The organism is Caballeronia sp. AZ1_KS37 (genome assembly GCF_023631165.1).
Taxonomy (GTDB): Bacteria; Pseudomonadota; Gammaproteobacteria; order Burkholderiales; family Burkholderiaceae; genus Caballeronia; species Caballeronia zhejiangensis.
The window spans coordinates 82,103-107,435 of the sequence record NZ_JALQDP010000035.1 but is presented as its reverse complement, the minus strand read 5'-3'; the positions used below and the strand labels follow the sequence as shown (position 1 = coordinate 107,435).

Sequence of the window (25,333 nt, the reverse complement as noted above, 5' to 3'; positions counted from 1 at the left end):
CTCGCTTACCAGGCGCGGCCGCGGTCGTTCGCGACGGCTTGTTCGTCGCTCGCGATGGAGTCGCCGTCGCGATCGGCGAAGCGATAGGTGCCGCGTTCCTCCGATTTCGCTTCGTACAGCGCGGCATCGGCGCGCTTCAATGCGCTTTCGAACGACTCCGCCGGACGCGCCAGCGCGATGCCGACGCTCACGCCCACGCGCACCGTCTGCCCGGATTCGAGCGTGTACGGCGCCGACAGCTCGCCGATGATCTTGCGCGCGAAAACCACGTTGGCCGCGTGCGCGATATACGTGGCGACGATCGCGAACTCGTCGCCGCCCAGACGCGCGACCAGCTCGCCGCGGCGCATCGCGTTGCGCAGGCGGTCGGCGACGAGCTTCAGCAGTTCGTCGCCGGCATTGTGGCCGTGCGTGTCGTTGACGTGCTTGAAGCCGTCGAGATCGACGTACATCACCGTCACTTTCTCGCGGCCCGCGCCGCCCGCCATCAGACGCCCGGCCTGGTCGCCGAGATAGCGCCGGTTCGGCAGGCCCGTCAGCGAATCGTGATGCGCCCATTGCAGGATTTTCGCTTCGGCTTTGCGGCGCTCCGTCACGTCCTCGATGATGATGACCGCGCTGCCGTCGGGCACCGGATTGCGGCTCAGTTCGAGATGCCGTCCGTCGCGCAAGGGCAGGTCGAGCGTCGGATGGCCGCTTTCGAGCCATTGCGCGCATCGCTCGGCAAGCTGCGCGCGCGGCGTCTCGCCGAATTTCGCGAGCGCGGCATAGCCGATGAACTCCGGCAGCGACACGTTCAGCCGCAGCATGTCGATGGTCGCGCCGAACAGCTCCGCCGCCTTGCGATTCGCGATCACCACCCTGCCCGACGCATCCACGGTGCAGAGGCCGTGCGGCATGTGCGCGAGCGCCGCGTCGAAGCGCGTGGCGATTTCGGCGTGGCTTTCCTTGGCGGTCATCAGCGCGACGAGGCCGCGATAGTGCCGCTGCACGACCGCGCACATCGCGGCGATATAGAGGACGAGCGGCGGCACGAGAATCCAGTAGCCGGACGGCCCGAACAGCCCGCCGACGCCGATCGGCAGCGCGCCGAGGCACACCTGCGCGATCGCCAGATGCGGCGTGCCCGCGTTGCGCGACGCGACGCCGCCGAGCAGGCCGGCCGTCACCATGATCGCGAGCGACGCGAGCACGGCGTCGCCCGAGATCACGCAGCCCATCGCGCCGAGGCCCGTCACGAGACAGGCCAGCAGCCCGAACGGCGCATAGCGCGCGGCCCACCGGCCGGGCTGCGGCGCGTCCGTGCGCCTCAACGCGCGATATCGGCCGACGATCGAAAGGCGGGTGGCGAGCAGAAGCGCGTCGGCGGCGAGCCAGAGCATCGTCCAGAGGGACGGCTGGCGTCCGAGCGCGATCATCGCGACGAACGCGCCGGAGATGCCGGACAGCAGCAGCGGGCGGATGTCTTCGACAAGCGTCGACAGCAGCGATGCGCGAACGGCAGGCGTGATCCGTCCGTCCGCGGTCGCCGGCGTGGCCAGAATCGAATCGATCAAGGACGGATTGCCTGACATACGCAAGACCGGGCCGGCGAGAGGATGAATACGAAGGCGGCGGTGATGCGATCACCGCCGGTAATCGTGTATACGGCGGCGTCTGCGTGTTCTTTAGGCAGGACTTAGCGGCGGCTCAGGCGTGGTGAGCGTCGATTATTCGCTGAGAGTGCATTCTGACTTTCCTTCGAGCCGGATTATGTTTTCGCGCGGACATAGTAATTTAGGGCTCAAGTCTTTCAACTTGGCCTGACGCCGGGTTTTGCCTCATCGAAAGCTTTCGTTTCAGAGACGATCATGTTTGATGTCCTGCGCGCCATGCCGCGAAGGCGTCGTCGGTGAGGATGAAAGAAGCAGTTTCGCGGAAAGATGGCCACAGAAACCGTCGGGCGATTCATAAAAGGAGACGTCATGGACACGAACTCTCTCTCACCCGGTGCAAAAGGCGGGTCGCACGCCGAGCACCACAAGCAGACGAAGAAGGCGACCGCGAGCGGCTGGATCGGCTCCGCGCTCGAGTACTACGACTTCTTCATCTACGCGCAAGCCGCCGCGCTGATCTTTCCGCAACTCTTCTTTCCTTCGGGCAATCCGAAAGTGGCGATCGTCGCGTCGCTCGCGACCTACGGCGTCGGTTACGTGGCGCGTCCGATCGGCGCATTCGTGCTCGGTCATTGGGGCGATACGCACGGCCGCAAGACCGTGCTCGTGCTGTGCATGTTCCTGATGGGCTTCTCGACGATGGCCGTCGGACTTTTGCCGACGTATCACAGCGTCGGCATGCTCGCGCCGACGCTGCTCGTGATCCTGCGGCTCGTCCAGGGCTTCGCGGTCGCGGGCGAAATCTCCGGCGCGAGCTCGATGATTCTCGAACACGCGCCATTCGGACGCCGCGGTTTCTTCGCGAGCTTCACGCTGCAAGGCGTGCAGGCCGGACAGATTCTCGCCGCCGCCGTGTTCCTGCCGCTCGCGTACTACATGCCCGAGGACGCGTTCAATTCATGGGGCTGGCGCATTCCGTTCCTGCTTTCGGCGTTCGTGCTGGTTGCCGGCTACATCATCCGGCGCGAAGTGCACGAGACGCCCGCGTTCGAGAAGGAAGGCGAGAAGGGCGCGGTGCCGCGCTCGCCAATCGTCGACGCCTTCAAGTACAACCTGCCCGACATGATCCGCGTCGTCTGCATGGCGCTGATGAACGTGATTCCCGTGGTCGCGACGATCTTCGGCGCGGCGTATGCGGTGCAGGCGGCGTACGGCATCGGCTTTCACAAGAGCGTGTATCTGTGGATTCCGGTCGTCGGCAATATTCTCGCCGTCATCGTGATTCCGATCGTCGGCAATCTCTCCGACAAGATCGGGCGCAGGCCGCCGATCATCGTCGGGGCGATCGCCTCGGGGCTGCTGTCGTATCTGTATCTCTACGCGATCAGCATTCACAACGTCGGCATGGCGATCGTCGCGTCGCTCTTGATGTGGGGCATCGTCTATCAGGGCTACAACGCGATCTTCCCGAGCTTCTATCCCGAACTCTTCCCGACGCGCACGCGCGTCTCCGCGATGGCGATCTCGCAGAACATCGGCACGACCATCACGGCGCTGTTGCCCGCGCTGTTCGCGAGCGTCGCGCCGCCCGGATCGACGAACATTCCGGTCATGATCGGTTCGATCACGCTCGCCGTCACGATCATCTCGGCGATCGCCGCGTGGAGCGCGCGGGAGACGTACCGGATTCCGCTCAACCAGCTCGGCGAGCCGGACGCGCGGCCGGTCGAGAAGTCCGAGTACGACCGCCTGCGCGCGGAATCGGTCGCGAACGCGCGCACTTCCTGAAGCTCATGTCCTCTTTCCTTGCTCAGGCGGCGCGCGACAGCGCCGCCGGGGTGAACTCGCGCTTTTTCAACACGGTGAAATCGAAGTGAATACAGACTCAGGCAAGACGCGTATCGCGGTGGCGGGCGCGGGCTATATCGGTCAGGCGCACATGGGCGTCGCGCAGGCGAGCACGACGTGCACGCTCTCGGCCATCGTCGATCCGGCGCCCGCCGCCGTCGACATCGCGCAGAAGGCGGGCGTGCCGCTCTACAAAACGCTCGACGAACTGCTCGCGAAGGATCGCCCGGACGGCATCGTGCTCGCGACGCCGAATCAATTGCACGTCGAACATGCGCGCGTGTGCATCGCGGCGGGCGTGCCGATCCTGCTGGAGAAGCCGATCGCGCCGACGGTCGAGGAAGCGCGGATGCTCGTCGCTGAAGTGGAGCGTTCCGGCGCGAAAGTGCTGATCGGCCATCATCGCGCGCACAGCCCGATCATGGCGCGCGCGAAGCAGGTCATCGACGAAGGGCGGCTCGGCAAGCTCGTCGCGGTGATGGGCAGCGCGGTGTTCTTCAAGCCCGACGAGTATTACGCCAGCGCGCCGTGGCGACGCGAGCCGGGCGGCGGGCCGATCCTGCTCAACATGATCCACGAGGTGCACAACTTGCGGATGCTGTGCGGCGATATCGTCGCGGTGCAGGCGTTCGCATCGCACGCGACGCGCGGCTTTCCCGTCGAAGATACGGTCGCGATCAATCTGCGTTTCGCGAGCGGCGCGCTCGGCACGTTCATGCTGTCCGACACCGCCGCGTGCCCGCGAAGCTGGGAGCAGACGTCGCAGGAGAACAAGGCGTATTCCACGTATCCCGACGAAGACTGCTACGTGATCGCGGGCACGTTCGGCTCGCTTTCCGTGCCGACGATGCGTCTCAAGTCCTACGCGAAGGCCGAAGATCGATCATGGTGGAAGCCGTTCGACGAAGACGTCGTGGCGATGCAGCGCGACGATCCGCTCGCGCATCAGATGGAACATTTCGGGCGCGTGGCGCGCGGGGAAGCCGAACCTATTGTCAGCGCGCGCGACGGACTGCAGAATCTGCGGATCACCGAGGCCATCGTTCTTGCCGCCACGAGCGGCAGGATCGTCGAGACCGCCTGAATCTTTTCAATTCCCCTTCCAGTTCAAGGAAATCACATGGCAAAGATCCTGACGCTGCACGGCGTCAACCTCAACATGTTCGGCAAGCGCGACCCGAAGCAGTACGGCACGGCGACGCTCGCGCAAATCGACGAGCAGATGGCCGCGCTCGGCAAGGAACTCGGCGTCGAGGTGGAGTGCTACCAGACGAATATCGAAGGTGAGATGTGCTCGCGCATTCATCGCGCGTTCGAAGAAAACGTCGATGCGATCGTCATCAACGCGGGTGCGTGGACGCACTACAGCTACGCGATCCGCGATGCGCTCGCGATCCTGAAGGCGCCGATCATCGAAGTGCACATGTCGCACGTGCACGCGCGGGAGGAGTTCCGCCACAAATCGGTGTTCGCGGAAATCGCGCGAGGGCAAATTTCCGGTTTCGGCGTCGATAGCTACTTGCTGGGCTTGCGCGCAGCAGTCGCCGCGATCAGATAAGGCCGATGCCTTCACGGCGAAGCGTGTGGGCGCTTCGCCGTGTCATCGGGTCAGGCCGGGCGACTGAAATCCTTCGACGCGGGCGCGACCGGCTCGCGTTCGCTCTGCTTGCGCAGCGGTTCGTGATTGCGTTGCGCCGCGCCGCGGATGAACAACACCGCACCCACCGCGCAAACAGCCCAGACCACCGCGATGATCGTCAAGTAGCTCATATCCTTCTCCCCGATGCTCCGAGCGCGGGCGGCTTTGCCGTCACCGCTGCCCGCCTTCTGTTGGCCCTGTTGGTCCGTTACGTTTGCGACGCGGGCAGCGCCAGCAAACGTCCGATCAGCTCTTGCGCGAACGCATGCTGCTCGGTAATGGTCTCTGCATCGTCGTCGGTGGCGTTCGGATCGCCGTGCAGCTTCCCGGCGAGACGCATGATGTTGTCCGACACCGACTGCAGCGCGCTCAGCAATTCCGCTTGTGTCGCCGCGCTGTCCTGCGATCCTTCGCCAAAACGCTGCGCCGTTCGATGCGGCCTGGCGTTTCCTTCCATCGTCTGATACATGGCGACCCCCGTCGTGAGTGGATGATGCGATTCTCACGCCGCGACGCCTCGAGTAATCCTCCGAACAAGCCCTGATTCCGGCCTCAATTCGTTTGATGTCCGTTTCCGCGATTCGGAGCACGGCTGCTATACGCCCGCCCATCAAGGCTTTGCGGCCGCCGGGCGGTAAAATCGCAGATCCGTCCGCTGATAATCGGCCTTTTTTGCAGCGGCTTGTGGGGTCATCCGCACGAAAAAACAACAGTTTCTTACCAAAAAGCAGACTAAAAGGTCGGATCAAACGATACGCGCGATCGTTCGATCCATGAACGCAGTAATTTTTGCAGTGCAACAGACATCGACATGGCTTCACCCACGACGAACGAAACACCCTCGCCGCACACACTCCAAGCGCGGACTCAAGAGTCGCCACATCCAGTTGATCGCGCTCGGCGGCGCGATCGGCACCGGGCTTTTTCTCGGCGTCGCGCAGACGATCAAGCTCGCCGGGCCATCCGTGCTGCTCGGCTACGCGATCGCCGGGCTGATGGCGTTCTTCATCATGCGTCAGCTCGGCGAGATGATCGTCGACGAGCCGGTCGCCGGTTCCTTCAGCCATTTCGCCGATAAATACTGGGGCCACGCCGCCGGTTTCATCTCCGGCTGGAACTACTGGGCCATTTACATTCTGGTGAGCATGGCGGAGCTGTCGGCCGTGGGCATCTACATGCAGTACTGGTGGCCGGGATTGCCGATGTGGATATCGGCGCTCGCGTGCTTCGTGATCGTCAACGCGATCAATCTGACGAGCGTGAAGTCCTACGGCGAGACGGAGTTCTGGTTCGCGATCGTCAAAGTGGCGGCGATCGTCGGCATGATCCTGTTCGGCGGCTGGCTGCTCGCGTCGGGCAAGGCGGGGCCGGAAGCGAGCGTCGCGAATCTTTGGCGGCTCGGCGGCTTCTTTCCGAACGGCGTGCACGGGCTCGTCATGTCGATGGCCGTCATCATGTTCTCGTTCGGCGGGCTGGAGCTCGTCGGCATTACGGCGGCGGAAGCGGAAGACCCGTCGCGCAGCATTCCGCGCGCGACCAATCAGGTCATCTATCGCATCCTGATTTTTTATGTCGGCGCGCTCGGCGTGCTGCTGTCGCTTTATCCGTGGGACAAGGTCGCGACCGGCGGCAGTCCGTTCGTGCTGATTTTCCGCGAGATGAACAGCACGGTCGTCGCGAACGTGCTCAACGTGATCGTGCTGACGGCCGCGCTCTCCGTGTACAACAGCGGCGTCTATGCGAACAGCCGCATGCTGTACGGCCTCGCGCAGCAAGGCAACGCGCCGCGCGCGCTGCTCAACGTGAGCGGACGCGGCATTCCGCTCGCGGCGCTGGCGGTGTCGGCGCTGGTGACGGCGGCGTGCGTCGTCATCAACTATGTGATTCCGGGGCGCGCGTTCGGCCTCTTGATGGGACTCGCGGTGTCGGCGCTCGTCATCAACTGGGCGATGATCAGCATCATCCATCTCATGTTCCGCCGGCAGAAGCGCGCGAACGCCGAAGCGACCTCGTTTCCGAGCTTTCTGCATCCGTTCACGAACTACGTCGTGCTCGCGTTTCTCGCGGGCATCGTCTGGGTGATGTACGAGATTCCGGATCTGCGCCTGTCCGTGTACCTGATTCCGGTCTGGCTGGCCGTTCTCGGAATCGGCTACTATCTCAAAACTCGGGCCGCGCGCGGAGACTGACGCGGCCGCGCTTGCTGATCTCTCGTCCTCTCTCGTCCTATAAGTCACCATGTTCGAACATATCGATGCTTACCCCGGCGACCCGATCCTGTCGCTGAACGAAAACTTCCAGAAAGATCCGCGCACCAATAAGGTCAACCTGAGCATCGGCATTTACTTTGACGACGAAGGCCGTTTGCCCGTGATGCAGGCCGTGCGCGAGGCGGAACTGTCGATCCTGAAAGACCTCGGCCCGAAACCGTATTTGCCGATGGCCGGTTTCGCGCATTATCGCGACGCCGTGCAGGCGCTCGTGTTCGGCAACGACAGCCCGGCGCGCGCCGATGGCCGCATCGCGAGCGTGCAGACGCTCGGCGGATCGGGCGCGCTGAAGGTCGGCGCGGATTTCATCAAGCGCTACTTTCCGAAGTCGCAAGTGTGGGTGAGCGATCCGACGTGGGAGAACCATCGTTTCATCTTCGAGCGCGCGGGTTTCGAAGTGAACACGTATCCGTATTACGACGAAGCCACCGGCGGACTGCGCTTCGATGCGATGCTCGACGCCATCGACAAGCTGCCCGCGAAGAGCGTCGTGCTGCTGCACGCGTGCTGTCATAACCCGACGGGCGTCGATCTCGATCAGGCGCAATGGGTGAAGATCATCGACGTGCTGCAAAAGCGCGATCTGCTGCCGTTCGTCGATATGGCGTATCAGGGCTTCGGTTCCGGTCTCGACGACGACGCGTTCGCCGTGCGCGAACTCGCGCGCCGTGGCGTGCCGGCGTTCATCGCCAATTCGTTCTCGAAGAATTTCTCGCTGTACGGCGAGCGCTGCGGCGGCCTGCACGTCATTTGCGACGATGCCGCCGAAGCCGATCGCGTGCTCGGCCAGCTGACGAGCGCGGTACGCGCGAACTACAGCAATCCGCCGACGCACGGCGCGAAGATCGTCACGCATGTGCTGAACACGCCCGAACTTAAACAGTCGTGGGAAAAGGAACTCGCGTCGATGTGCCAGCGCATCGCGCGCATGCGTCAGGCGATCCACGACGGACTGAAGGACCACGTTCGCGGCGAGATGCTCACGCGGTATATCAAGCAGCGCGGCATGTTCACGTACACGGGTCTGGTCGCGGATCAGGCCGACCGGCTCAAGGAGGAATTCGGCGTGTACATCCTGCGCTCGGGCCGCATGTGCGTCGCGGGCCTGAACGACAGCAACGTGCAGATCGTCGCCGATGCCATCGGCAAGGTGCTGGCGGCGAAGTAAATCGCTACATCGCGGGACAGGACAGCACTTTCTGCGGCGGAAGGCTGCCCGGTCCCGTATCGACTTTCGTGCCGCGCGGCGGCGTCAGAATGAGCCGCACGGCACTCGTGCCTTCGTTCGCGAGCACGTAGACATCGCCGCTTCCTTCGGGCTGCCAGTACACGCGATACACCTCGCCGTCCTTGTACACATGCAGCGCGCCGTGCCGCACGGCGCCGCCCCGCCAGAAATTCACGCTTTCCCCTTCGCGCAGCGCGATCATGCCGTCCTGCCCGTTCGTGGCGCTTTCGAGCGTGCCGCAGACGGCGTCGTCGGCGCGTGCGTGCGTGCAGACGGCCAGCGCCGCTGCGCATAGAAACATCGTTTTGCGATTCATCGGCTATCGACTCCCGGAAAAAGCGCGTGCGCCGTCCCGCGCTCCTCGCAAGATACGCGCCGACGTTCCTCCGCGCGTGTGCTACTTTGAATGGAAGCAGCATTCGATCATGGAGGGCGACATGACTGTGATCGCGCCGGACGAAAGAGCGGATTTCCTCGCGATTCTCGCGCGCCATCGGCTCGACGAGAGCGATTTTCTGGTGCACGAAGGCGGCGCGTCCGATGTCGTGGACGATGTTTATCCGTTGCAGGGCGTCGTCACCATTACGCGACGTTCCACGTTGAAGGAACGCGAATATCGCATCGGACACGGCACGCAATGGACTGCCGCGTTCGAAAAAGACTTGAACAAGGGCGTGTTCAAATGAACGGGCACGCGCACGCAGTTTTTTCACGCACTTTTTTGAAGCGGAGCAGGCGATGAGACCGACCGAATTCAAATCGTTCAAGGCGCACGTCGCGATGATGCTGCGCGATCTGCCGCGCGGCGTGACGGCCGATCTCAGCGATGTCGCCGTCGCGTACTGGAACGGCACGCAAGTGGTCGGCGCCTATTTGCGCGACAACGGCCGCCTCGACGAAGACTTCGATTTCGACGAAAACGCCTGGGGCGTCTGGCGCGACGATTTCCTCGCGTGGTTCGATGCGCCGCGTTTCTCCGAACGCGCCGATCTGAAGGCCGCGTTCGTCGCAGGCGTCATGCCCGCGAGCGCGCACGGCGGGCTCTGGCCGCGGGCGCTGTGATCTAAGCTTCATTCGGCAAGTCATCCGTAAGCACGCCTCGCACGCGCCCGTTCCCCGCCGAACGGCACAGCGATTGCTCCGTTCCTCCACGCGACAGCGTCCGAACCACGACCGCGCGACGGCCGTGTTCCGCCTTTCATCGTCACGGAGGATTCAGCATGGCTGGCAACGGCAGACTCAGTCCGCTCACGTTCTTTACGGCCATTGTGTTTATCGTCATCGGCGTGTTGCTGGCGGCGGGCGGAGCGTATCTCGTTGCGCTCAAAGGATCGTGGTACTACGTGATCGCGGGTGCGGCCATCGTGCTGACCGGGCTCTTGTTGTTGATCCGGCGGCGCTCCGCATTGCTGCTTTTCGCGCTGTTCCTGTTCGCCTCGACGATCTGGGCCGTCGTCGAAGTGCGTTTCGATTTCTGGCAACTGATGCCGCGCCTGTGGATCTGGCTGCTGCTCGCGATCTGGCTGCTGATTCCGTTCGTGCATCGCGGCGCGTTGTTCGGGCCGCCTTCGACATCGCGCGCCGCGCGCACGCCGCTCGCCGCCGCGATCATCCTCACGCTGCTGCTCGGCGTCGGCACCTGGTTCAATCATCCGCACGACCGGCCGGGGCGCATCGACGTGAACGTCGCCGCCGACGCCAATCAGCCCGATGCCAACGCCGCGACCGGCCGCGCGGCGGGCGACTGGGTCGACTATGGCGGCTCGCCGCTCGCGCAGCGTTACGCGCCGCTCGCCCGGATCACGCCGGATAACGCGCATCGGCTAAAGGTGGCGTGGACGTATCGCACCGGCGACATGCCCGGCCCCGACGATCCGACCGAAACCACCGACGAGAACACGCCGCTCAAGGTCGGCGACACGATTTTCCTGTGCACGCCGCATAGCAAGGCGATCGCGCTCGATGCCGCGAGCGGCAAGGAAAAGTGGCGTTTCGATCCGCGGATTCAGAGTCCGATCGGGTTCAAGCATTGGGAGCACATGACTTGCCGGGGCGTCGCTTATTACGATGCGTCGATGCATCCGATGCCCGCTGCCGCCGCGCCCGAAGCCAGCGCGCCCGCCGAAGCCGATGCGGCCTCCGCGCCTGCCGACGCATCCGCCCCCACGGAAGCCTCCGCGCCCGTGCAGACGCCCGCGCAAACCACGGCGCAGGCCGAATGTCCGCATCGCCTGTTCCTTCCGACCGCCGACGCCCGCCTGATCGCGCTCGACGCGGACACCGGCAAGCCGTGCGCGAGCTTCGGAAAGAACGGTGCAATCGATTTGCGCGCGAATATCGGGCCGTTCACGCCGGGCGGCTATTACTCGACCTCGCCGCCGGCGGTGTTCCGCAATCTCGTGATCGTCGGCGGTCATGTGACCGACAACGAATCGAACAACGAGCCGTCGGGCGTGATCCGCGCGTTCGACGTCAATGACGGCCATCTCGTCTGGAACTGGGATCCAGGCAATCCGGACGCCACCGAACCGATCGCGGCGGGCGGCACTTATGTGCGCAATTCGCCGAACATGTGGTCGATGTTCAGCGTCGACGAAAAGCGCGGCATGATTTTTCTGCCGATGGGCAACCAGACGCCCGATCAGTGGGGCGGCGAGCGCACGCCACAGGCCGAGAAGTTCGGCGCGGGCGTCGTCGCGCTCGATGCCGCGACGGGCAAGCTGCGCTGGAACTATCAGTTCACGCATCACGATCTGTGGGATATGGATGTGGGCGGGCAGCCGACGCTCGTCGATCTGCAGACGGCGCAGGGCACGCAGCCGGCGCTGATCGCATCGACGAAGCAGGGCAGCATCTACGTGCTGAATCGCGAAACCGGCCAGCCGATCGTGCCGATCAGCGAAGTCGCCGTGCCGGGCGGCGCGGCGAAAGGCGATCACACCGCGCCGACGCAGGCCGTTTCCGCGCTCAACTTCAACCCGCCGCGCGTGACGGAGGCGGACATGTGGGGCACGACGCCGTTCGATCAGCTTTGGTGCCGCATCAAGTTCAGGAGCCTGCGCTACGACGGGCCGTACACGCCGCCGTCGGAGCAGGGATCGCTCGTGTTTCCGGGTAACTTCGGCGTATTCGACTGGGGCGGGATTTCCGTCGATCCGGTGCGGCAGATTCTGATCGCGAATCCGGACTACATGGCGTTCACGTCGAAGCTGATTCCGCGTGACAAGATTCCCGAGGACAACGGCGAGAAGAAAGGCAGCGAAACGAGCGGCATCAAGCTCGCGCGCGGTACGCCGTTCGGCTTTGAGATCAGCGCGTTTCTTTCACCGCTCGGGATTCCGTGCCAGGCGCCGCCGTGGGGCTACATCGCGGGCGTCGATCTGCGCACGCAGAAGATTGCGTGGATGCACAAGAACGGCACCATCGTCGACAGCGCGCCGCTGCCGATTCCGATGCCGCTCGGCGTGCCGAGCCTCGGCGGGACGATCGTGACGGCGGGCGGCGTGGCGTTCCTGACGGGCACGCTCGATCAATACGTGCGCGCCTACGACGTGCGCGACGGCAAGAAGCTGTGGGAGGCGCGTCTGCCGGCGGGCGGTCAGGCCACGCCGATGAGCTACGCCGATGCAAGCGGCAAGCAATATGTGCTCGTGACGGCGGGCGGTCATGGCTCGCTCGGCACGAAGGCGGGCGATTATGTAATTGCCTATACGTTGCAGTGAATGCGAAAAAAAGCGCGGGAATTTTCTCCCGCGCCTGCACGTTACGTCCGGCGATAAGCCTCGGCCATGAGCGCGCTGACCTTCGCGCGCGCGCTCAGCGCATTGCGGACGGCGGCGACGATGAAGGAAACGAGGGCGATCGGCGTGGCAGCGATGATTCCCATGATGAACTCCGTACTGGGGTAACTAACTAGGTAATAACCCTAGGTTAGCACATTATGACGCATTGCAACAAATATCTTTCGGGGAATTGACCGTACGCAAAGGCGAAACGCTCTGAAGGAGCATCCACATGAAGACGCACTTTCCGGCTCGTATCGCGGCGATCGGCGCCGTTGTGCTCATCGCGGCGATCGTCGTCGCGTGCAGTGGCGGTTCCGGCGATAGCGCCACTTCGTCTGCGGCGAGCGGCGGCGCGCCGCCGGCGGCATCGAGCCCGTCGGGGGCATCGAGCCCGGCGGGGGCATCGGCGCCTCTGGCTGCGGTGTCGAAAGATGTCGTCACCTGGCACAACGACATCGCGCGCACCGGACAGCAACTCGCGGAAACCGTCCTCACGCCGGCGAACGTCAATCAGCGTACTTTCGGCAAGCTCGCGCTCTTTTCCGTCGATGGCGCCGTCGACGCGCAGCCGCTCTTTCTGGCGGGCGTACCGATCGCGGGCGGTACGCGCAACGTGCTCTACGTCGCGACAGAAAACGCCAGCGTCTACGCTTTCGACGCCGACAGCGGCGCGGTGCTGTGGAAAGTCTCGACGCTCGGCAGCGGCGAGTCGCCGAGCGACGACCACAACTGTCATCAGATCACGCCGACCATCGGTGTCACGGCGACGCCGGTCATCGACCGGACGCGCGGCCCGAACGGCGCGATGTATGTCGTCGGCATGTCGAAGGATGCGTCGGGCGCGTATCACCAGCGCATTCACGCGCTCGATGTCGCGACGGGCGCCGAGCTCTTCAACGGCCCCACCGAAATCCGGGCGACGTATCCGGGCAACGGCGCGGGCAGCCAGAACGGCACGCTGACGTTCGATCCCGGCCAGTACGCCGAGCGCGCGGCGTTGCTGCTGCTGAACGGCGTCGTCTACACGGCGTGGACTTCGCATTGCGACTTCATGCCGTACACCGGCTGGGTCATGGGCTACGACGCCGCGACCCTGCAACAGGCGAGCGTGCTGAACCTCACGCCGAACGGCCAGATGGGCTCGATCTGGATGAGCGGCGCGGGCCTTGCATCGGACGGCCAGGCGATCTTTTTCCTCGACGCCAACGGCACCTTCGATCCGACCCAAAACGCGCAGGAGATGCCGATCAACGGCAACTTCGGCAACGGTTTTTTGCGGCTGGAAACGTCGCCGCTCAGGGTGCAGGACTATTTCGAGCCGTCGAACACGGTGCAGGAGTCGAACGAGGACGAAGATCTCGGTTCCGGCGGCGCGATGGTGCTGCCGGACTTCACCGATGCGGGCGGCACGGTCCGGCATCTGGCGATCGGCGCGGGCAAGAACTCGACGATCTACGTCGTGAACCGCTTCTCGATGGGCAAGTTCGATTCGAACGCGGACCACATCTATCAGGAACTCGTCGGCCAGATTCGTGGGGCGATGTTCGGCGCGCCCGCGTATTTCAACAACACGGTCTATTTCGGCGCGGTCGGCGACAGCATTCGGGCGTTCGCGGTCAGCAACGCGTTGCTTTCGGCGACGTCGACGAGTCAGACGTCGAATGCGTTCGGCTTCCCCGGCGCGACGCCGAGCATTTCCGCGAACGGCACGGCGAACGGCATTCTGTGGGCGGCGGAGAACGGCGCGACAGGCGCGCTGCGCGCCTACGACGCGGCCAATCTCGCGCGCCAGCTCTACAGCAGCAACGACGCCGGCACGCGCGACCAGTTCGGTGCGGGCAACAAGTTCATCACGCCGATGATCGCGAACGGCAAGGTGTATGTCGGCACGAAGAACGGCGTCGCCGTGTTCGGGCTGTTGTCGAAATAGGATCGGCGCGCGAACGCGGCGCCGGGCGTGACGCCGCGAGCGCGCCGCAACTAGCCGAAACGCCGTGGAACGGTCGCGAAGTCATGTTAAGCTCTCGGTTCTTCGCTGGGGAGTAGCCGGCTTTCCTGCACAGGGAAAGCGCTCATGTCAACACGCTCGGTCGTTCAGGCCGTGGCATGAGCAGCCATCAAAGGTTGGCAAGACCATCGACAGAATTCGCGACCGGTCGGGCGCGCGTTCTGTCGTTCCATCTTGCCCGACCAGAGCGCTACTCGATGAATCTCGCCTCCACAATTTTTCTAGCCTTCGCCATGTCCACCGACGCGTTCGCCGCAGCCGTCGGCAAGGGCGCGACCCTGCACAAGCCGCGCATCGCGGAAGCGTTGAAGACCGGCGTGATCTTTGGCGTGATCGAAGCCCTGACGCCGCTCGTCGGCTGGGCGCTCGGCAGGGCGGCCGCGCAGTATGTCACCGCGTGGGATCACTGGATCGCGTTCGGCCTGCTCTTCCTGCTCGGCGCGCGCATGATCCGCGAAGGTTTCAGCAGCGTGAGCCACGAAGCGGAAAAGCCCAATTCGCATTCGTTCTGGGTGTTGGCGCTCACCGGTTTCGCGACCAGCATCGACGCGATGGCGGTCGGCGCGGGCCTCGCGTTCATCGATGTCGATATCTTCTCGACGGCCGCGACCATCGGTTTCGCGACGATGCTGATGGTGACGGTCGGCGTGATGGTCGGCCGGCTCGTCGGCGCGACGATCGGCAAGCGGGCGGAAATCGTCGGCGGGCTGGTTCTGATCGGCGTCGGCAGCGTCATTCTGGCCGAGCATCTCGGCCATCTCGGCTGAGGATGCGCGCCTTGCCGCCGCGCGGCGTGAGAATCGCGAGCACGGCGGCGACGATGAAAAGCGCGGGCACGTCGCCCGCCAGATGACCGAGGTGGCGCCCCGCGCCGCCGAACGACTGCACGGCCATGATCGCGCCGTGCACGACGCTCGACCACACCGTGAACCAGATGAGGCTCAGATGCCTCATCGGCTCGCGCGATGCGATCAGCAGGAAAACGCCGAGCGTCGCGTAGATGCCGACGATCATCATCGCGTATTCCGAATGGCCTTCGTGGCCGGCATCCCACGCCCATCCAGAAGGCCAGAGCAGCATGAGCGGATAGAAGGCGAAGAGCGCGATCAGCCCGACGACGGCGAGCACGATGCGCAGGCAGGCGAGGCGACGGGCGTCGTTCATGGCGGCTCCTTGGCGGCGCGACATGAGCGACAAGATACCGCGAAGCGCACCGCGAAAGCCATCGATGGCGGCAGGCGTTTCCACCAAAAATCGGCGCAAATAAAATAACAACGACTGCCATTAGGCCGATACGATTCATCATTCCACTGCCTTCAACCACAAATCCAGCACGTCATGCCACGTCCGATTTCCGCGCGCATCCATCTCGACGCCATCCGACAGAATCTTCAACTTGTCAAACGCACGGCGCCGTCGTCGCGCGTGTGGTCCGTCATCAAGGCGAATGCTTATGGTCACGGCATCGAGCGCATTTATCCGGCGCTCGCTGAAGCCGACGGCATCGCGCTGCTCGATCTCGATGAAGCCGTGCGCGTGCGCGAGCTCGGCTGGAAAAAGCCGATTCTTTTGCTCGAAGGCGTTTTCGAGCCCGCCGATGTCGAAACGGCGGATCGTCACCGGCTCACGGTCACGGTGCATTGCGACGAGCAGCTTGCGTTGCTGAAGGCGGCGCGGCCGAACGAGCGCATCGACATACAGTTGAAGATGAACTCGGGCATGAACCGGCTCGGCTATCGGCCGGGAGAATTCGTCGAGGCTTGGAAAAGGGCGTCGGATATCGCGGCGATCGGCTCGATCGGCCTGATGAGTCACTTCGCGAACGCCGACGAAGGCGCGATCGACTGGCAGATAGACGAATTCGAAGCGGCCACGCGCGATCTTCCCGGCACGCGCTCGCTGTCGAATTCGGCGGCGGTGCTGTGGCATCCGCGCGCGCATCGCGACTGGGTGCGGCCGGGCACCATCCTCTACGGCGCCTCGCCGACGGGCTGCGCGCGCCACATCGAGCATTTCCCGTTGCGCGCGGCGATGACGCTCGAGAGCCGCATCATCGGCGTGCAGACGCTCGCGGCGGGCGAGACGATCGGCTATGGCCGCACTTTCACCGCGGATCGCGCGATGAAGATCGGCGTGGTCGCATGCGGCTACGCGGACGGCTATCCGCGTCACGCGCCGACGGGCACGCCCGTCATCGTCGATGGCGTGCGTACGCGCATCGTCGGACGCGTGTCGATGGACATGCTCACCGTCGATCTCGCGCCGTGTCCGGCTGCGGGCATCGGATCGCCGGTGGAACTATGGGGCGAACGCGTCCGGGTCGATGAAGTGGCCGAACCGTCCGGCACGATCGGCTACGAGTTGATGTGCGCGCTCGCGCGGCGCGTGCCCGTCGCGATCGACGCGGGCGTTTCGAATCGGGCAGAAGCGCATTCGGCATGACGCTCACGATGACGCGTCTCGAAGGCAGTGCTTACGTTCGAAAATGCGCGATCACATCGGCGAGGATTTCGATGCCTTTGCGGATCTGCTCGACCGGCACGCTCGCATAGCCGAGGATGAGCCCGGCCGTCCGGTTCGACGTGCCGCCGCACGGCGCGACATGAAGCGGCGACACCGGATAGACGCCCACGCCCTTCGCATGCGCGGCGGCGACGAGCGCGGCTTCGTGCGCCGCGTCGATGAAGGGCAGCCACAGCGTGACGTGCAATCCGGCAGCCGTGCCCGTCGCGTGCGCGCGCTTCGGAAGAAGATCGGCGATGGCGTCGAGCAAGGCCGCGCGCCGCCGTTCGTATTCGCGCCGCACGCGCCGCACGTGACGCTCATACGCGCCGCTTTCGATTAGCGCCGCGAGCACGCGCTGATCGATGACGGCCGAATGACGATCCGCGAGCCGCTTCGCCTGACGGAACGCCGGCAACAGATGGTGCGGCAGGATCATGTAGCCGAGCCGCAGATGCGGCGAAAGCGCCTTCGAAAACGTGCCGATGTAGATCACGCGGCCATTCGTATCGATCGATTGCAAGGCGTCGATCGGGCGCTGGCCGTATCGGAACTCGCCGTCGTAGTCGTCTTCGATGATCCACGCGTCGTGCCGTTGCGCCCATTCGAGCAATTCGAGACGGCGGCCGATCGGCAGCACGCCGCCCAGCGGAAACTGGTGCGATGGCGTCACGTACGCGAGCCGCGCGCGTCCATCGGCGGGAAGGCGGCGCGTATCGAGACCGTGTTCGTCGACGGGCACCGGCAGCGCCACGCCGCCCGATGCCTCGAAGCAATGCCGCGCGATCAGATAGCCGGGATCTTCGAATGCGAAGGCGTCGCCGGGATCGAGCAGCAGGCGCGCGCAAAGATCGAGCGCCTGCTGCGTGCCGTTCACGACGACGATCTGATCGCTATCGCAGACGAGCCCGCGCGCGCGGCCGAGATACGCCTGCAACGCGCGCCTGAGCGACGCGTCGCCTTCGGGCGCGACGTAATAGAGGCTGTCCGCTTGATGCAGCAGTTCGGCCTGATACGCGCGTTTCCAGATCAACGAAGGAAAGTCGCGCGCGGACACTGCGCCGTACAGGAAGTTGATGCTGCCTTTCGTCACTTGCGCGAGAACGGGCATCGGCAGTGTGGAAACGCGCCGGCCATAGGCGGAAAGCGCGGGCGCGGTGCGTTCGGCGCGCGCGGGATTCGGCGGCGCGAGCGGCATCGGCGGCGTGGCGACTCGCGCGACGCGTCCCGCCGACGTGACGAGAAAGCCCTCCGCCGCGAGCTGTTCGTACGCTGCCGTGACGGTCGTGCGCGAGACGCCGAGATCGGCCGCCAGCGCGCGCGTCGAAGGTGCGGGAGCGCCGGCGGGCAAGGTGCCATCGGCGATCTGGGCGCGCAGCAGATCGTAAATGCGCCGTCCGGTGCCGATGGCGTCTTTCAACTGGACCATGAAAATTGCTCGAAACTGGATCTTCTTATTGTGCCTGTTTCGGGCGATAGTGACGGGGCTCCGCCACTTTCCATCAGGCATCCAGGATGTATATTCCGCCGCATTTCGCCGAGACTCGCCCTGAAGAGTTGCATCGGATCATTCGTGCGCATCCGCTCGGAATGCTGGTGACGCACGACGCAGCCGGTCTCGACGCCAATCACATTCCGTTCGAGTTCGATCCGGCGCAGGGCGAGCATGGCTTGCTGACGGCGCACGTCGCGCGCGCCAACGACGTGTGGCAGCGTTGCCCGGGCGGCACGCCCGTCATGGTGATTTTTCGCGGCGCGGAGGGTTATGTCTCGCCGAACTGGTATCCGAGCAAGCATGAGACGCATCGGCAAGTGCCGACGTGGAACTACGAAGTCGTGCACGCGCACGGCGTGCTCACCGTGCGCGACGACGAGCAGTTCGTGCGCGGTCTCGTCGCGCGTCTGACGCGGCGGCACGAGGCGAACGAGCCGAAGCCGTGGAAGATGGGCGATTCCGAGCGCGAATTCATCGATGGGATGCTGCGGAATATCGTGGGCATCGAAATCGCGGTGACGTCGCTTGTCGGCAAGTCGAAGCTGAGTCAGAACAAGGAAACGCGCGATCGGATCGGCGCCGCGGATGCGCTCGACGCGCGGGGGAAAGGGGAGCTGGCGCGGGTGATGGTGCGGGCGGGAGACTAGTTCATGGCTTTTATTGCTTTTCTGATCGCGGCGATCGTTCTCGCCATTACGCCCGGTCCGGGCCTCGCGTATGTCGTGGCTCGCACTGTCGCTGGTGGTCGTTCCGAAGGCATGGCGTCGTGTCTCGGCACGGCGGTGGGCGGTCTCGTCCATGTGGCCGCGGCGGCGCTCGGGCTATCCCTGTTGATCGCGCGCTCGGCGACGCTCTTTAGCGTCGTGAAGTACGTCGGCGCGGCGTATCTGATTTATCTGGGCGTTCGGCTTCTGTTTCGCGAAGGCGAAGCGGGCGGCGTCGCGCCGGTGGCATCGCACGGTGCGCGGCGTGCGTTTCGCGAAGGCGTCCTGGTCGAAGCGCTCAACGTCAAGACGGCGCTGTTTTTTCTCGCCTTTCTTCCGCAGTTCGTTTCGCCGGGGCATGCGCTGATTCCGCAACTGGCGATGCTCGGGAGCATTTGCGTCGTGCTTAATACGCTTGTCGACGTGGGCGCGGTGCTCGCCGCTTCGCGTCTGCTGAAGTCGAGCGCCGCACGCGTCGCGCGCGCGAGGATGCTCACGCGGACCTCGGGCGTCGTCATGCTGGCATTGGGTGGATATCTCGCGTTTGCGCGGAGGGCGATCCCGAATTAGGGAACCGGCCTCACGCGATTATCTGTTCTTCGCATGACCTTCCCTGAAGAGGGCTTCTAATCAATACTGCCGTGACTTTCGACGGCAAGCACACGGCTGCCGCAGGCGGTCAGATGCCCATCCAGCGCGACGCCATTGCCGTTCGTGTCGATCAACATATCGGAACACTGAATGATCGGGTTCGTGCCGTGTTCGGGGCATGTCACCAAGTCGCCCATTCTCGCGACCCCGCGGCCCTTGATGTCCATCGTGTCGGAGCCCGTGATGATGCGGCCGCCGTGGGTCGTTGCGTCGCCTATGCATGCGATTGAGGTCATTTTCGTTATCGTGCGGTTAGAGGTTTTTCCAGATCGGTTCAGCGCTTGCGCCGGACAATTCGAAGATGAAGAATTTCACCGCGTCGAAATAGTTGGTGAATATGCAAGGATTGAACGAGGCGCCTCGCTCGTCGACGCATACGACCCAGTAACCATCTTCCTCGGACAGGCGCAACTCTCCAAACCCGATATGCGGGTCGTCACCTAAGCGGTAGGAATCACGCCTGATACCGCGAGCGCCAAGTTCAGCGGCGATGGCGTCGAGTAGCCTTTGCTGGTCGATGCCTTGACCAACATGAATCTCGTACGCCTTCTTGAGATCAATATCCATCGATCAACTCCTTTGTTCATCGTCGTCTCAAGAAGGCCCGTAGCTTTTGCTCGACGCTAACGACATGTTCACCCACGGCAAGACCACCGGGCAGACATGTATCTTACGGACGCTCCGTCCTTCTGGCATGTTCCATTGTCGAGCCTCTCTAGCGGCCTTCGATGATTCTTCGATTGCGACGATTCGATTCGTCTACCTTGACTTGAATATCCCGATCGGCGGCAACGGCGTTGAGTCCGCCCGTAAGGCCAATCAGGTCCTTCGATATCAATCTGCCCGTCGCCGGATCATCGTACCGATGCCGGTTGTAATGAAGCCCCGTCTGACTTCGCCTGGACACAAACTCCTCGCGAGCAGGCCGCAGTCCCTTATCCAGCAAGCCGTCCAGCTCGACGAGCTCATGCACGAAAGAATTTTTTTTGTAGACGCGATTCTAGACGCTCATCGGTAGCCCGAACTATGCGACTCGTCCGAGTAACGCTTGCTCGTTACCCGCAGTGGCTGACGGCGGCCGCAGGCCGACCGCAGACGCGGCGGAACTTGGCCGAAGCACACCGATGCGCCACGTTCGCGCAAGTCTTCGCCCACCGCGCCCGAATCCGTCAAGGCCGCGCAGCGCCCGAAGGGCTTGGTCTTGACGGTCATCGGTTCACCACGCTCGTTTTTCGTCGCTCTTGGCGCGCGGATGGCGCAGTTCCGCGAAGCTCGCGAATCTTAAAGCACGTCCACACGATACGGAACGCTTCGTGACCGTTCAGCAGTCGCAGCGCGAGAGCCGCTCGACCAAACCCTACTGGCAGCGAACCGAGCTGCCGTGTTTTCCGCGGCTCAAACTCGCCGGGCGATGGATCGAGCAGGCCGGGTTCGCAGCAGGGCAGCGCGTGAGAATCAATGTTGAACACGGGCGACTCACCATTACCGCCGAGTAGACGCACAAAAGGCCGCGTATGTGGCCCTTTTCCTTACGTAATTAGAGTGTTATCAAGTTCGCGTATAAGTCAACTTGTCTATCATCTTTGATATACACGTGAATATCACGACCAATCACATAGCAGTCACCAATCCGCCGAACCTCTTCAATTGATTTCGGATCCTCGACATCTCCGTATACACCGTCAACATCCAAGCACCATAAGTCATCGAACTTCACCAGGTGCACACCCGTGCAAATCGAGTTCGGCTGATTCCCTTTCCACTGCGCGTTGAATTCCGCAACATCTTTGACGACGATTTTAACGGTGTCCCATCTATCGCCGGGAGCCGAATGGTTCTTCGGGTAAAAAAATAGCTTGAGCTGCTGGTGGCTCGCCTACCGGATAAAAGAAACCAAACGACACTACAAGACCATCGTCGAAGTTGTGATAGTCATGCAGCAATTTTTTCAATTCTTCTTCAGACATCTTGGCCTCCTACTGTCCAATAGGTGTCGCCGGTGTCATACCCAGCGGAATTGCCTTCCATTCAGCAGGGACATCGGCTGGTGGAATATGAGGAGCACCGGGACCATGCGCCGGAGCCACACTCGCCGCACTGCCTGGCGGATGAATTAAATGGCCATGGCCAAAGCATGCACATCCACCGTGGTTTTTAAAATCCACTTGCCCAATTAGGTCACCATTGTGATCGTAGACCGAATTCTGCACTGCGACAGTTCCTGTCGCGTTGCTCTTCGTGTAAATCGAATTTGGTGCCGCACCTGTAAGTGGTGGTCTCGCAGTACCTGACGTATGGAGACTACCAGCCGCAGTCAACCCAAGCGGATCGATCCACCCAATCGGATTGGGCGCATATTGATACAGATTAACGCCGCCTGCAAACCCGATGGGGTCTTGCGTAATATAGCGGCCCGAACTCGAATCGTAGTATCTATAACGATTGTAAACAAACCGCCAGGACACGCGCCCCGCGCACGCGGGGCGCTATCCCTTATATGGCTTGCCTCTACAGCCAGAAGCGCGCTCGCCAACAGAATTTTTTTCCTAGACGTGATTCTAGCCGCTCATCGGTAGACCGAACTATGCGACTTCTCCGAGTAGAGCTTGCTCGTAGGCCGCCGACAGACGGCAGACGCGGCGGAACAGGGCGCTCGCAGACCGACGCTCCACTTTTGCGCAGGCGCATCGCCCGCTACCTCTTTAGCCGCTCGCTTTTGACTTGGATTTGCTTTTGATTTCGCCGCGTGAGCGGCGCTGGTCCCCTTGGGGGTGCCCGCGTGGCCGAAGGCTACGCCGGCGGGGCTGTACACACTCGCGCGTGCGCGCTGACTATGTTTTGTTCGTGCTCAACAGATTTGGCCGCGACGCGGCCACTGGAATATTCTTGTGCGCAGCGCGCACCCGGCAGGGCCGGGGGCGCAAGACATAGCGCGTATTAGCGCATTCTGGCGGGCTGGGCAGTGGCAAGCGTTCCTTGCTGCTAGACCAGCCCGCCAGAATGCGCTAATACGCCTTTGCGTTATGTTAAATGCGCGCAGCGCATTTACCCCCGGCCCTTCGTGCGCTCCGGCCCGCAGGGCCGCACTTCCTTCTTTGGCTTCACTCACGACACCGCGTCGACGCCGCCGGTTCTTCTTCTCTGGATGCGCCTTTCTCGTTCTTCACTTTTATTCGGCGCATCACTCACGCAGTCCCGTCGATGACGCCGGTTCTTCGTCCTTCACTTTTTACTGCGCGTCCTCGTCCGCCTCGGCATCAATGGCAGCTAAGAGAGAAGCGGTCAGCTTCGCCGGATGCGTGGCCGCGTGAATCTCCTTGAGCTTGCCGATCGCCAGCCGCTCCACCTGCACCACCGACAGCACCACGCGCGGCAGCAGCTTCGGCGCACGCGGCAACACCAGCTCGGAGGCCGCGTTGTACTGCACGTACCGCTCGCGTGCCAGCCACTTGCACCACCCGCGCAGCGGCGTGAGCATCGTCTCCTGCGTGCGGATCGACAGCGGCTTGCCATCCTTCTTCCGATACAGGTACAGATACCGTTGATACGCCTCCAGCACCGCCCGCGTGATCTCTTCGGGCTGACTCAGACCGCGCACCTCGCACCATCCAACGAACCGCTCAAGCCGCACCGCGCGGCCTTTTACCGTTTGTTCCGTGCGACCCGTCGCCTCCAGCCATTCCACATACAAGCGCACATAGATCATCAGCGCGTTATCGAGCGTCCACGACCGAACCTCACGCCTGCTAAACCTCACCGACTCGCGCGGCAACGGACTGGCCTTCACCGCCTCAACGATCTGATCCAAGACGCGCCGCGTCACCGGCGGCAGCTCGTCCAGACTGCGCCCCAACACCTCATGCACGATCCGGTTCGCCGCCTCGATATCCGAGAGCGTCACCTTCAGCACGCCCGCCGCTTTCGCATCGAATCCGCGCACCCGATAACGCACCGCGCCCAACGCAAACACGATCTCCGCTTCGCTCACCTCACACGCGATCTCCAACGCCGGCGCGGCTGCCCCGCAGAGATGTTGGCAATCGTGTCGCTGATGACGGTTCGCGTGCGCATCGGCAGACGCATGACATCGTCGAGAAGGCCCACGTCGGAAAGCAGCCTGTGTATGCGGTCGTCGTCGGGATTCGCCGCAAACAAGGTGATATTGTCGGCAATCGAGCCGTGAAGGATGATGTCGCCCTGGCGCATATGAGCCATGTGGCGCCGAATTTCATCGACGGCAAGATTCGGCCACGCGATTCCGTTGAGTTCGATATGCCCTTCCCGCAGCGGCTCGGCCGCCGATAAGAGCTTGAATACCGTGGACTTGCCGCTCCCCGAAGGACCGGTGATGACGATCTTGTCGCCTTTGCGAATCGAAAGATTGAGATCGGCCAGCACGGGTTTATCGGATACGCCGTAGCTGAACGTCACGTTGCGCATTTCGATACTCGAGAAATCGCGTATCTCCGTCGCCCGTTCGCTCGCGCTCAATGGCGTGTAAGTTTCAGTCTGTGCTTCGACGATATCGTCGACCCGCGCGACCGGCACGCTCAACATGAAGTACTGAAACATCGCGTTGATGGCGTTGGCAAAACGCTCCGACATCAACGACTTGTAGATCAGGAACGAATAGAACACGCCGACCGAAACGACGCCGCCGAGCATGAGCCGTGCCGCCATGTATGTGATAACCACCGTGTCCGCGTAGTTGACGAGTTTGAGCAGGCTGTCGCGCGTGCAGTTCAATCGGCTCTTCGCGAGCGCTGCCACGGCATACGCCTTGAAGATCGTCATGTAGATCGACGTGCGTCGAGTCTCGCCCTGTGCAAGCTTGAGCAGCGACGCCGCGCGGATGGTCTCGATAAGCGCGTCATCGCAACGGGCCGACGTTTCCGTGACCAGCGCGTGATTGTCGCGCATCGCGGGATACATGCTCAACGCCAGCGCCACGTACGCGGCGAATACCACGAGTGCAATGAGCGTCAGTTGCCGGCTTTGGATCAGCATGAGTATGAGCGCGAGCGTTCCTACCGCCACGTCGATGCACAACGAGACGATGGAGCGCGTCGCGTAGCCGGTGATCTCGTCCTGCGCCTTCACGCGCGCGAATACATCGCCGACGTGCCGCTTCTCGAACCATGGCATCGGATTGCGCAGAAGATGCCCGATGAGTCCTTCCGTCGAGTTGATTTGGACCAGATTGAAGATCAATTCGGTGAGGTACTTCTGCACGTATTCGCTCAACGCGCCAAAAACGAAAATGCTTGCGAAGGTATCCGACTCGCGTGAGAGCAACCGGCCTCGCTTCGGCGCTCGCGTTTGGACGACTCGGTGCGATCCTCAGCGCATTCGCCGGCGCCGTCGTCATCACCGTGGGCGGAGCGTCCCTCTATCTCGCGATGCTCGGGGTCGCCATGCTGTTGGTACTGATCTCGCTGTCGCAGGTCAGAAACCATATCCCGGCGCTTCGTCAGAAGCGGCTGGTCACGCAAGTCGTCACTGAGTAGCGCGAGGTCGGCGGCTGGCATGAGCGGCGCTTTCTCGCTCCGTCTGCCAGTCGCAACTGCGGTTGGTCTTCCTCTGTCGTCGCTCGACGGCCCGTGACACA

Annotated in this window: 25 protein-coding genes, 3 pseudogenes and 1 riboswitch; of the genes and pseudogenes, 15 read left to right on the top strand and 13 right to left on the bottom strand. The window is 63.1% G+C overall.

Annotation, left to right across the window (positions count from 1 at the left end):
- Window positions 1-5 precede the first annotated feature (5 nt).
- The gene (locus NCS00_RS23615) at window positions 6-1,574 is read right to left on the bottom strand and encodes a sensor domain-containing diguanylate cyclase (protein ID WP_063828776.1); all 1,569 of its coding nucleotides are present in this window, start codon (window positions 1,572-1,574) and stop codon (window positions 6-8) included.
- A gap of 390 nt (window positions 1,575-1,964) precedes the next feature.
- Here NCS00_RS23615 and NCS00_RS23610 point away from each other — a divergent pair, with 390 nt between their 5' ends.
- The 3 genes from NCS00_RS23610 to aroQ all read left to right on the top strand — a co-directional run bounded on the left by NCS00_RS23610 (window position 1,965) and on the right by aroQ (window position 5,001).
- Window positions 1,965-3,383, top strand: coding sequence for an MFS transporter (locus NCS00_RS23610; protein WP_008347399.1), 1,419 nt, complete (start codon window positions 1,965-1,967; stop codon window positions 3,381-3,383).
- 85 nt (window positions 3,384-3,468) lie between these two features.
- Window positions 3,469-4,527 carry a Gfo/Idh/MocA family protein gene (locus NCS00_RS23605; protein ID WP_350029729.1) on the top strand — a complete coding sequence of 353 codons (1,059 nt, stop codon included), beginning with the start codon at window positions 3,469-3,471 and terminating at the stop codon, window positions 4,525-4,527.
- Between the two features lie 36 nt (window positions 4,528-4,563).
- On the top strand, window positions 4,564-5,001 hold the full coding sequence (aroQ, locus tag NCS00_RS23600) for a type II 3-dehydroquinate dehydratase (RefSeq protein WP_250441128.1): 438 nt from the start codon (window positions 4,564-4,566) through the stop codon (window positions 4,999-5,001).
- A gap of 50 nt (window positions 5,002-5,051) precedes the next feature.
- On the opposite strand, the gene NCS00_RS23595 is transcribed toward aroQ, so the two are convergent.
- Together NCS00_RS23595 and NCS00_RS23590 are read right to left on the bottom strand one after the other, a co-directional pair.
- Complete coding sequence (locus tag NCS00_RS23595; protein WP_162483411.1) at window positions 5,052-5,204, bottom strand: hypothetical protein; 153 nt, start codon at window positions 5,202-5,204, stop codon at window positions 5,052-5,054.
- An 86-nt stretch (window positions 5,205-5,290) separates the two neighbouring features.
- Window positions 5,291-5,551 (bottom strand): hypothetical protein, encoded by a 261-nt coding sequence (locus NCS00_RS23590; protein ID WP_008347402.1) that lies wholly within the window; start codon window positions 5,549-5,551, stop codon window positions 5,291-5,293.
- A gap of 418 nt (window positions 5,552-5,969) precedes the next feature.
- Between NCS00_RS23590 and NCS00_RS23585 the strand changes: the two genes are divergently transcribed.
- On the top strand, window positions 5,970-7,271 hold the full coding sequence (locus tag NCS00_RS23585; RefSeq protein ID WP_250441127.1) for an amino acid permease: 1,302 nt from the start codon (window positions 5,970-5,972) through the stop codon (window positions 7,269-7,271).
- Window positions 7,272-7,320: 49 nt separating this feature from the next.
- Entirely contained in the window at window positions 7,321-8,520 is a 1,200-nt protein-coding gene (locus tag NCS00_RS23580; protein WP_250437046.1) for an amino acid aminotransferase, read from the top strand.
- A 4-nt stretch (window positions 8,521-8,524) separates the two neighbouring features.
- Here the strand turns inward: NCS00_RS23580 and NCS00_RS23575 are convergent, their stop codons facing one another.
- Window positions 8,525-8,896, bottom strand: a complete 372-nt coding sequence (locus NCS00_RS23575; protein ID WP_250441126.1) for a hypothetical protein — start codon at window positions 8,894-8,896, stop codon at window positions 8,525-8,527.
- A gap of 121 nt (window positions 8,897-9,017) precedes the next feature.
- Here NCS00_RS23575 and NCS00_RS23570 point away from each other — a divergent pair, with 121 nt between their 5' ends.
- From NCS00_RS23570 to NCS00_RS23560, 3 genes are all read left to right on the top strand, one after another.
- A complete protein-coding gene (locus NCS00_RS23570) occupies window positions 9,018-9,266 on the top strand; it encodes a hypothetical protein (protein WP_034472230.1) in 249 nt (82 codons plus the stop codon).
- Window positions 9,267-9,318: 52 nt separating this feature from the next.
- Window positions 9,319-9,642, top strand: coding sequence for a hypothetical protein (locus NCS00_RS23565; protein ID WP_175981977.1), 324 nt, complete (start codon window positions 9,319-9,321; stop codon window positions 9,640-9,642).
- 158 nt (window positions 9,643-9,800) lie between these two features.
- Window positions 9,801-12,302, top strand: a complete 2,502-nt coding sequence (locus tag NCS00_RS23560; RefSeq protein ID WP_250441125.1) for a glucose/quinate/shikimate family membrane-bound PQQ-dependent dehydrogenase — start codon at window positions 9,801-9,803, stop codon at window positions 12,300-12,302.
- A 41-nt stretch (window positions 12,303-12,343) separates the two neighbouring features.
- Here NCS00_RS23560 and NCS00_RS33385 read toward each other — a convergent pair whose 3' ends face one another.
- Window positions 12,344-12,466 (bottom strand): hypothetical protein, encoded by a 123-nt coding sequence (locus NCS00_RS33385; protein ID WP_268811544.1) that lies wholly within the window; start codon window positions 12,464-12,466, stop codon window positions 12,344-12,346.
- 128 nt (window positions 12,467-12,594) lie between these two features.
- On the opposite strand from NCS00_RS33385, the gene NCS00_RS23555 reads away from it, so the two are divergent.
- Window positions 12,595-14,295, top strand: a complete 1,701-nt coding sequence (locus NCS00_RS23555) for an outer membrane protein assembly factor BamB family protein (protein WP_250441124.1) — start codon at window positions 12,595-12,597, stop codon at window positions 14,293-14,295.
- A 100-nt stretch (window positions 14,296-14,395) separates the two neighbouring features.
- Window positions 14,396-14,562: riboswitch (yybP-ykoY riboswitch) on the top strand.
- Window positions 14,563-14,570: 8 nt separating this feature from the next.
- Entirely contained in the window at window positions 14,571-15,140 is a 570-nt protein-coding gene (gene mntP, locus NCS00_RS23550) for a manganese efflux pump MntP (RefSeq protein ID WP_250441123.1), read from the top strand.
- Here mntP and NCS00_RS23545 read toward each other — a convergent pair.
- Window positions 15,106-15,537, bottom strand: a complete 432-nt coding sequence (locus NCS00_RS23545; RefSeq protein ID WP_250437054.1) for a DUF6632 domain-containing protein — start codon at window positions 15,535-15,537, stop codon at window positions 15,106-15,108. The two genes, mntP and NCS00_RS23545, sit on opposite strands and share 35 nt — an antisense overlap.
- Before the next feature lie 174 nt (window positions 15,538-15,711).
- Between NCS00_RS23545 and alr the strand changes: the two genes are divergently transcribed.
- Complete coding sequence (gene alr / locus NCS00_RS23540; RefSeq protein ID WP_250441122.1) at window positions 15,712-16,815, top strand: alanine racemase; 1,104 nt, start codon at window positions 15,712-15,714, stop codon at window positions 16,813-16,815.
- A gap of 31 nt (window positions 16,816-16,846) precedes the next feature.
- Here the strand turns inward: alr and pdxR are convergent, their stop codons facing one another.
- Complete coding sequence (pdxR, locus tag NCS00_RS23535) at window positions 16,847-18,304, bottom strand: MocR-like pyridoxine biosynthesis transcription factor PdxR (RefSeq protein ID WP_250441121.1); 1,458 nt, start codon at window positions 18,302-18,304, stop codon at window positions 16,847-16,849.
- A gap of 86 nt (window positions 18,305-18,390) precedes the next feature.
- Between pdxR and NCS00_RS23530 the strand changes: the two genes are divergently transcribed.
- On the top strand, window positions 18,391-19,017 hold the full coding sequence (locus tag NCS00_RS23530; protein ID WP_250437057.1) for an FMN-binding negative transcriptional regulator: 627 nt from the start codon (window positions 18,391-18,393) through the stop codon (window positions 19,015-19,017).
- A 3-nt stretch (window positions 19,018-19,020) separates the two neighbouring features.
- Entirely contained in the window at window positions 19,021-19,644 is a 624-nt protein-coding gene (locus tag NCS00_RS23525) for a LysE family translocator (RefSeq protein WP_250441120.1), read from the top strand.
- 56 nt (window positions 19,645-19,700) lie between these two features.
- On the opposite strand, the gene NCS00_RS23520 is transcribed toward NCS00_RS23525, so the two are convergent.
- Both NCS00_RS23520 and NCS00_RS23515 read right to left on the bottom strand, forming a co-directional pair.
- Entirely contained in the window at window positions 19,701-19,961 is a 261-nt protein-coding gene (locus tag NCS00_RS23520) for a PAAR domain-containing protein (protein ID WP_250441119.1), read from the bottom strand.
- A gap of 16 nt (window positions 19,962-19,977) precedes the next feature.
- Window positions 19,978-20,292, bottom strand: a complete 315-nt coding sequence (locus NCS00_RS23515; RefSeq protein WP_250441118.1) for a hypothetical protein — start codon at window positions 20,290-20,292, stop codon at window positions 19,978-19,980.
- A 746-nt stretch (window positions 20,293-21,038) separates the two neighbouring features.
- Between NCS00_RS23515 and NCS00_RS23510 the strand changes: the two genes are divergently transcribed.
- Window positions 21,039-21,221, top strand: coding sequence for a SymE family type I addiction module toxin (locus NCS00_RS23510; RefSeq protein WP_250441117.1), 183 nt, complete (start codon window positions 21,039-21,041; stop codon window positions 21,219-21,221).
- Window positions 21,222-21,539: 318 nt separating this feature from the next.
- On the opposite strand, the gene NCS00_RS23505 is transcribed toward NCS00_RS23510, so the two are convergent.
- From NCS00_RS23505 to NCS00_RS23490, 4 genes and pseudogenes are all read right to left on the bottom strand, one after another.
- The gene (locus tag NCS00_RS23505; protein ID WP_250441116.1) at window positions 21,540-21,692 is read right to left on the bottom strand and encodes a hypothetical protein; all 153 of its coding nucleotides are present in this window, start codon (window positions 21,690-21,692) and stop codon (window positions 21,540-21,542) included.
- A 348-nt stretch (window positions 21,693-22,040) separates the two neighbouring features.
- Window positions 22,041-22,172, bottom strand: a pseudogene (locus NCS00_RS33715) (RHS repeat-associated core domain-containing protein); the annotation flags it as partial.
- A gap of 782 nt (window positions 22,173-22,954) precedes the next feature.
- A complete protein-coding gene (locus tag NCS00_RS33530; RefSeq protein WP_250441115.1) occupies window positions 22,955-23,713 on the bottom strand; it encodes a site-specific integrase in 759 nt (252 codons plus the stop codon).
- A 20-nt stretch (window positions 23,714-23,733) separates the two neighbouring features.
- Window positions 23,734-24,999: pseudogene (locus NCS00_RS23490) on the bottom strand (ABC transporter transmembrane domain-containing protein); the annotation flags it as partial.
- Between NCS00_RS23490 and NCS00_RS23485 the strand changes: the two are divergent.
- Window positions 24,987-25,232: pseudogene (locus tag NCS00_RS23485) on the top strand (MFS transporter); the annotation flags it as partial. The pseudogenes NCS00_RS23490 and NCS00_RS23485 overlap by 13 nt on opposite strands.
- Between the last annotated feature and the right edge of the window lie 101 nt (window positions 25,233-25,333).

Coding starts and splice junctions, on each gene's coding strand:
- alr (WP_250441122.1), top strand. CDS start 15,712: ATGCCACGTCCGATTTCCGCGCGCATCCATCTCGACGCCATCCGACAG.
- NCS00_RS23590 (WP_008347402.1), bottom strand. CDS start 5,551: ATGTATCAGACGATGGAAGGAAACGCCAGGCCGCATCGAACGGCGCAG.
- NCS00_RS23580 (WP_250437046.1), top strand. CDS start 7,321: ATGTTCGAACATATCGATGCTTACCCCGGCGACCCGATCCTGTCGCTG.
- NCS00_RS23515 (WP_250441118.1), bottom strand. CDS start 20,292: ATGGATATTGATCTCAAGAAGGCGTACGAGATTCATGTTGGTCAAGGC.
- NCS00_RS23610 (WP_008347399.1), top strand. CDS start 1,965: ATGGACACGAACTCTCTCTCACCCGGTGCAAAAGGCGGGTCGCACGCC.
- NCS00_RS23545 (WP_250437054.1), bottom strand. CDS start 15,537: ATGAACGACGCCCGTCGCCTCGCCTGCCTGCGCATCGTGCTCGCCGTC.
- NCS00_RS23560 (WP_250441125.1), top strand. CDS start 9,801: ATGGCTGGCAACGGCAGACTCAGTCCGCTCACGTTCTTTACGGCCATT.
- NCS00_RS23525 (WP_250441120.1), top strand. CDS start 19,021: ATGGCTTTTATTGCTTTTCTGATCGCGGCGATCGTTCTCGCCATTACG.
- NCS00_RS33385 (WP_268811544.1), bottom strand. CDS start 12,466: ATGGGAATCATCGCTGCCACGCCGATCGCCCTCGTTTCCTTCATCGTC.
- mntP (WP_250441123.1), top strand. CDS start 14,571: ATGAATCTCGCCTCCACAATTTTTCTAGCCTTCGCCATGTCCACCGAC.
- NCS00_RS23520 (WP_250441119.1), bottom strand. CDS start 19,961: ATGACCTCAATCGCATGCATAGGCGACGCAACGACCCACGGCGGCCGC.
- NCS00_RS23530 (WP_250437057.1), top strand. CDS start 18,391: ATGTATATTCCGCCGCATTTCGCCGAGACTCGCCCTGAAGAGTTGCAT.
- pdxR (WP_250441121.1), bottom strand. CDS start 18,304: ATGGTCCAGTTGAAAGACGCCATCGGCACCGGACGGCGCATTTACGAT.
- NCS00_RS23575 (WP_250441126.1), bottom strand. CDS start 8,896: ATGAATCGCAAAACGATGTTTCTATGCGCAGCGGCGCTGGCCGTCTGC.
- NCS00_RS23505 (WP_250441116.1), bottom strand. CDS start 21,692: ATGTCTGAAGAAGAATTGAAAAAATTGCTGCATGACTATCACAACTTC.
- NCS00_RS23555 (WP_250441124.1), top strand. CDS start 12,595: ATGAAGACGCACTTTCCGGCTCGTATCGCGGCGATCGGCGCCGTTGTG.
- NCS00_RS23570 (WP_034472230.1), top strand. CDS start 9,018: ATGACTGTGATCGCGCCGGACGAAAGAGCGGATTTCCTCGCGATTCTC.
- aroQ (WP_250441128.1), top strand. CDS start 4,564: ATGGCAAAGATCCTGACGCTGCACGGCGTCAACCTCAACATGTTCGGC.
- NCS00_RS23565 (WP_175981977.1), top strand. CDS start 9,319: ATGAGACCGACCGAATTCAAATCGTTCAAGGCGCACGTCGCGATGATG.
- NCS00_RS23615 (WP_063828776.1), bottom strand. CDS start 1,574: ATGTCAGGCAATCCGTCCTTGATCGATTCGATTCTGGCCACGCCGGCG.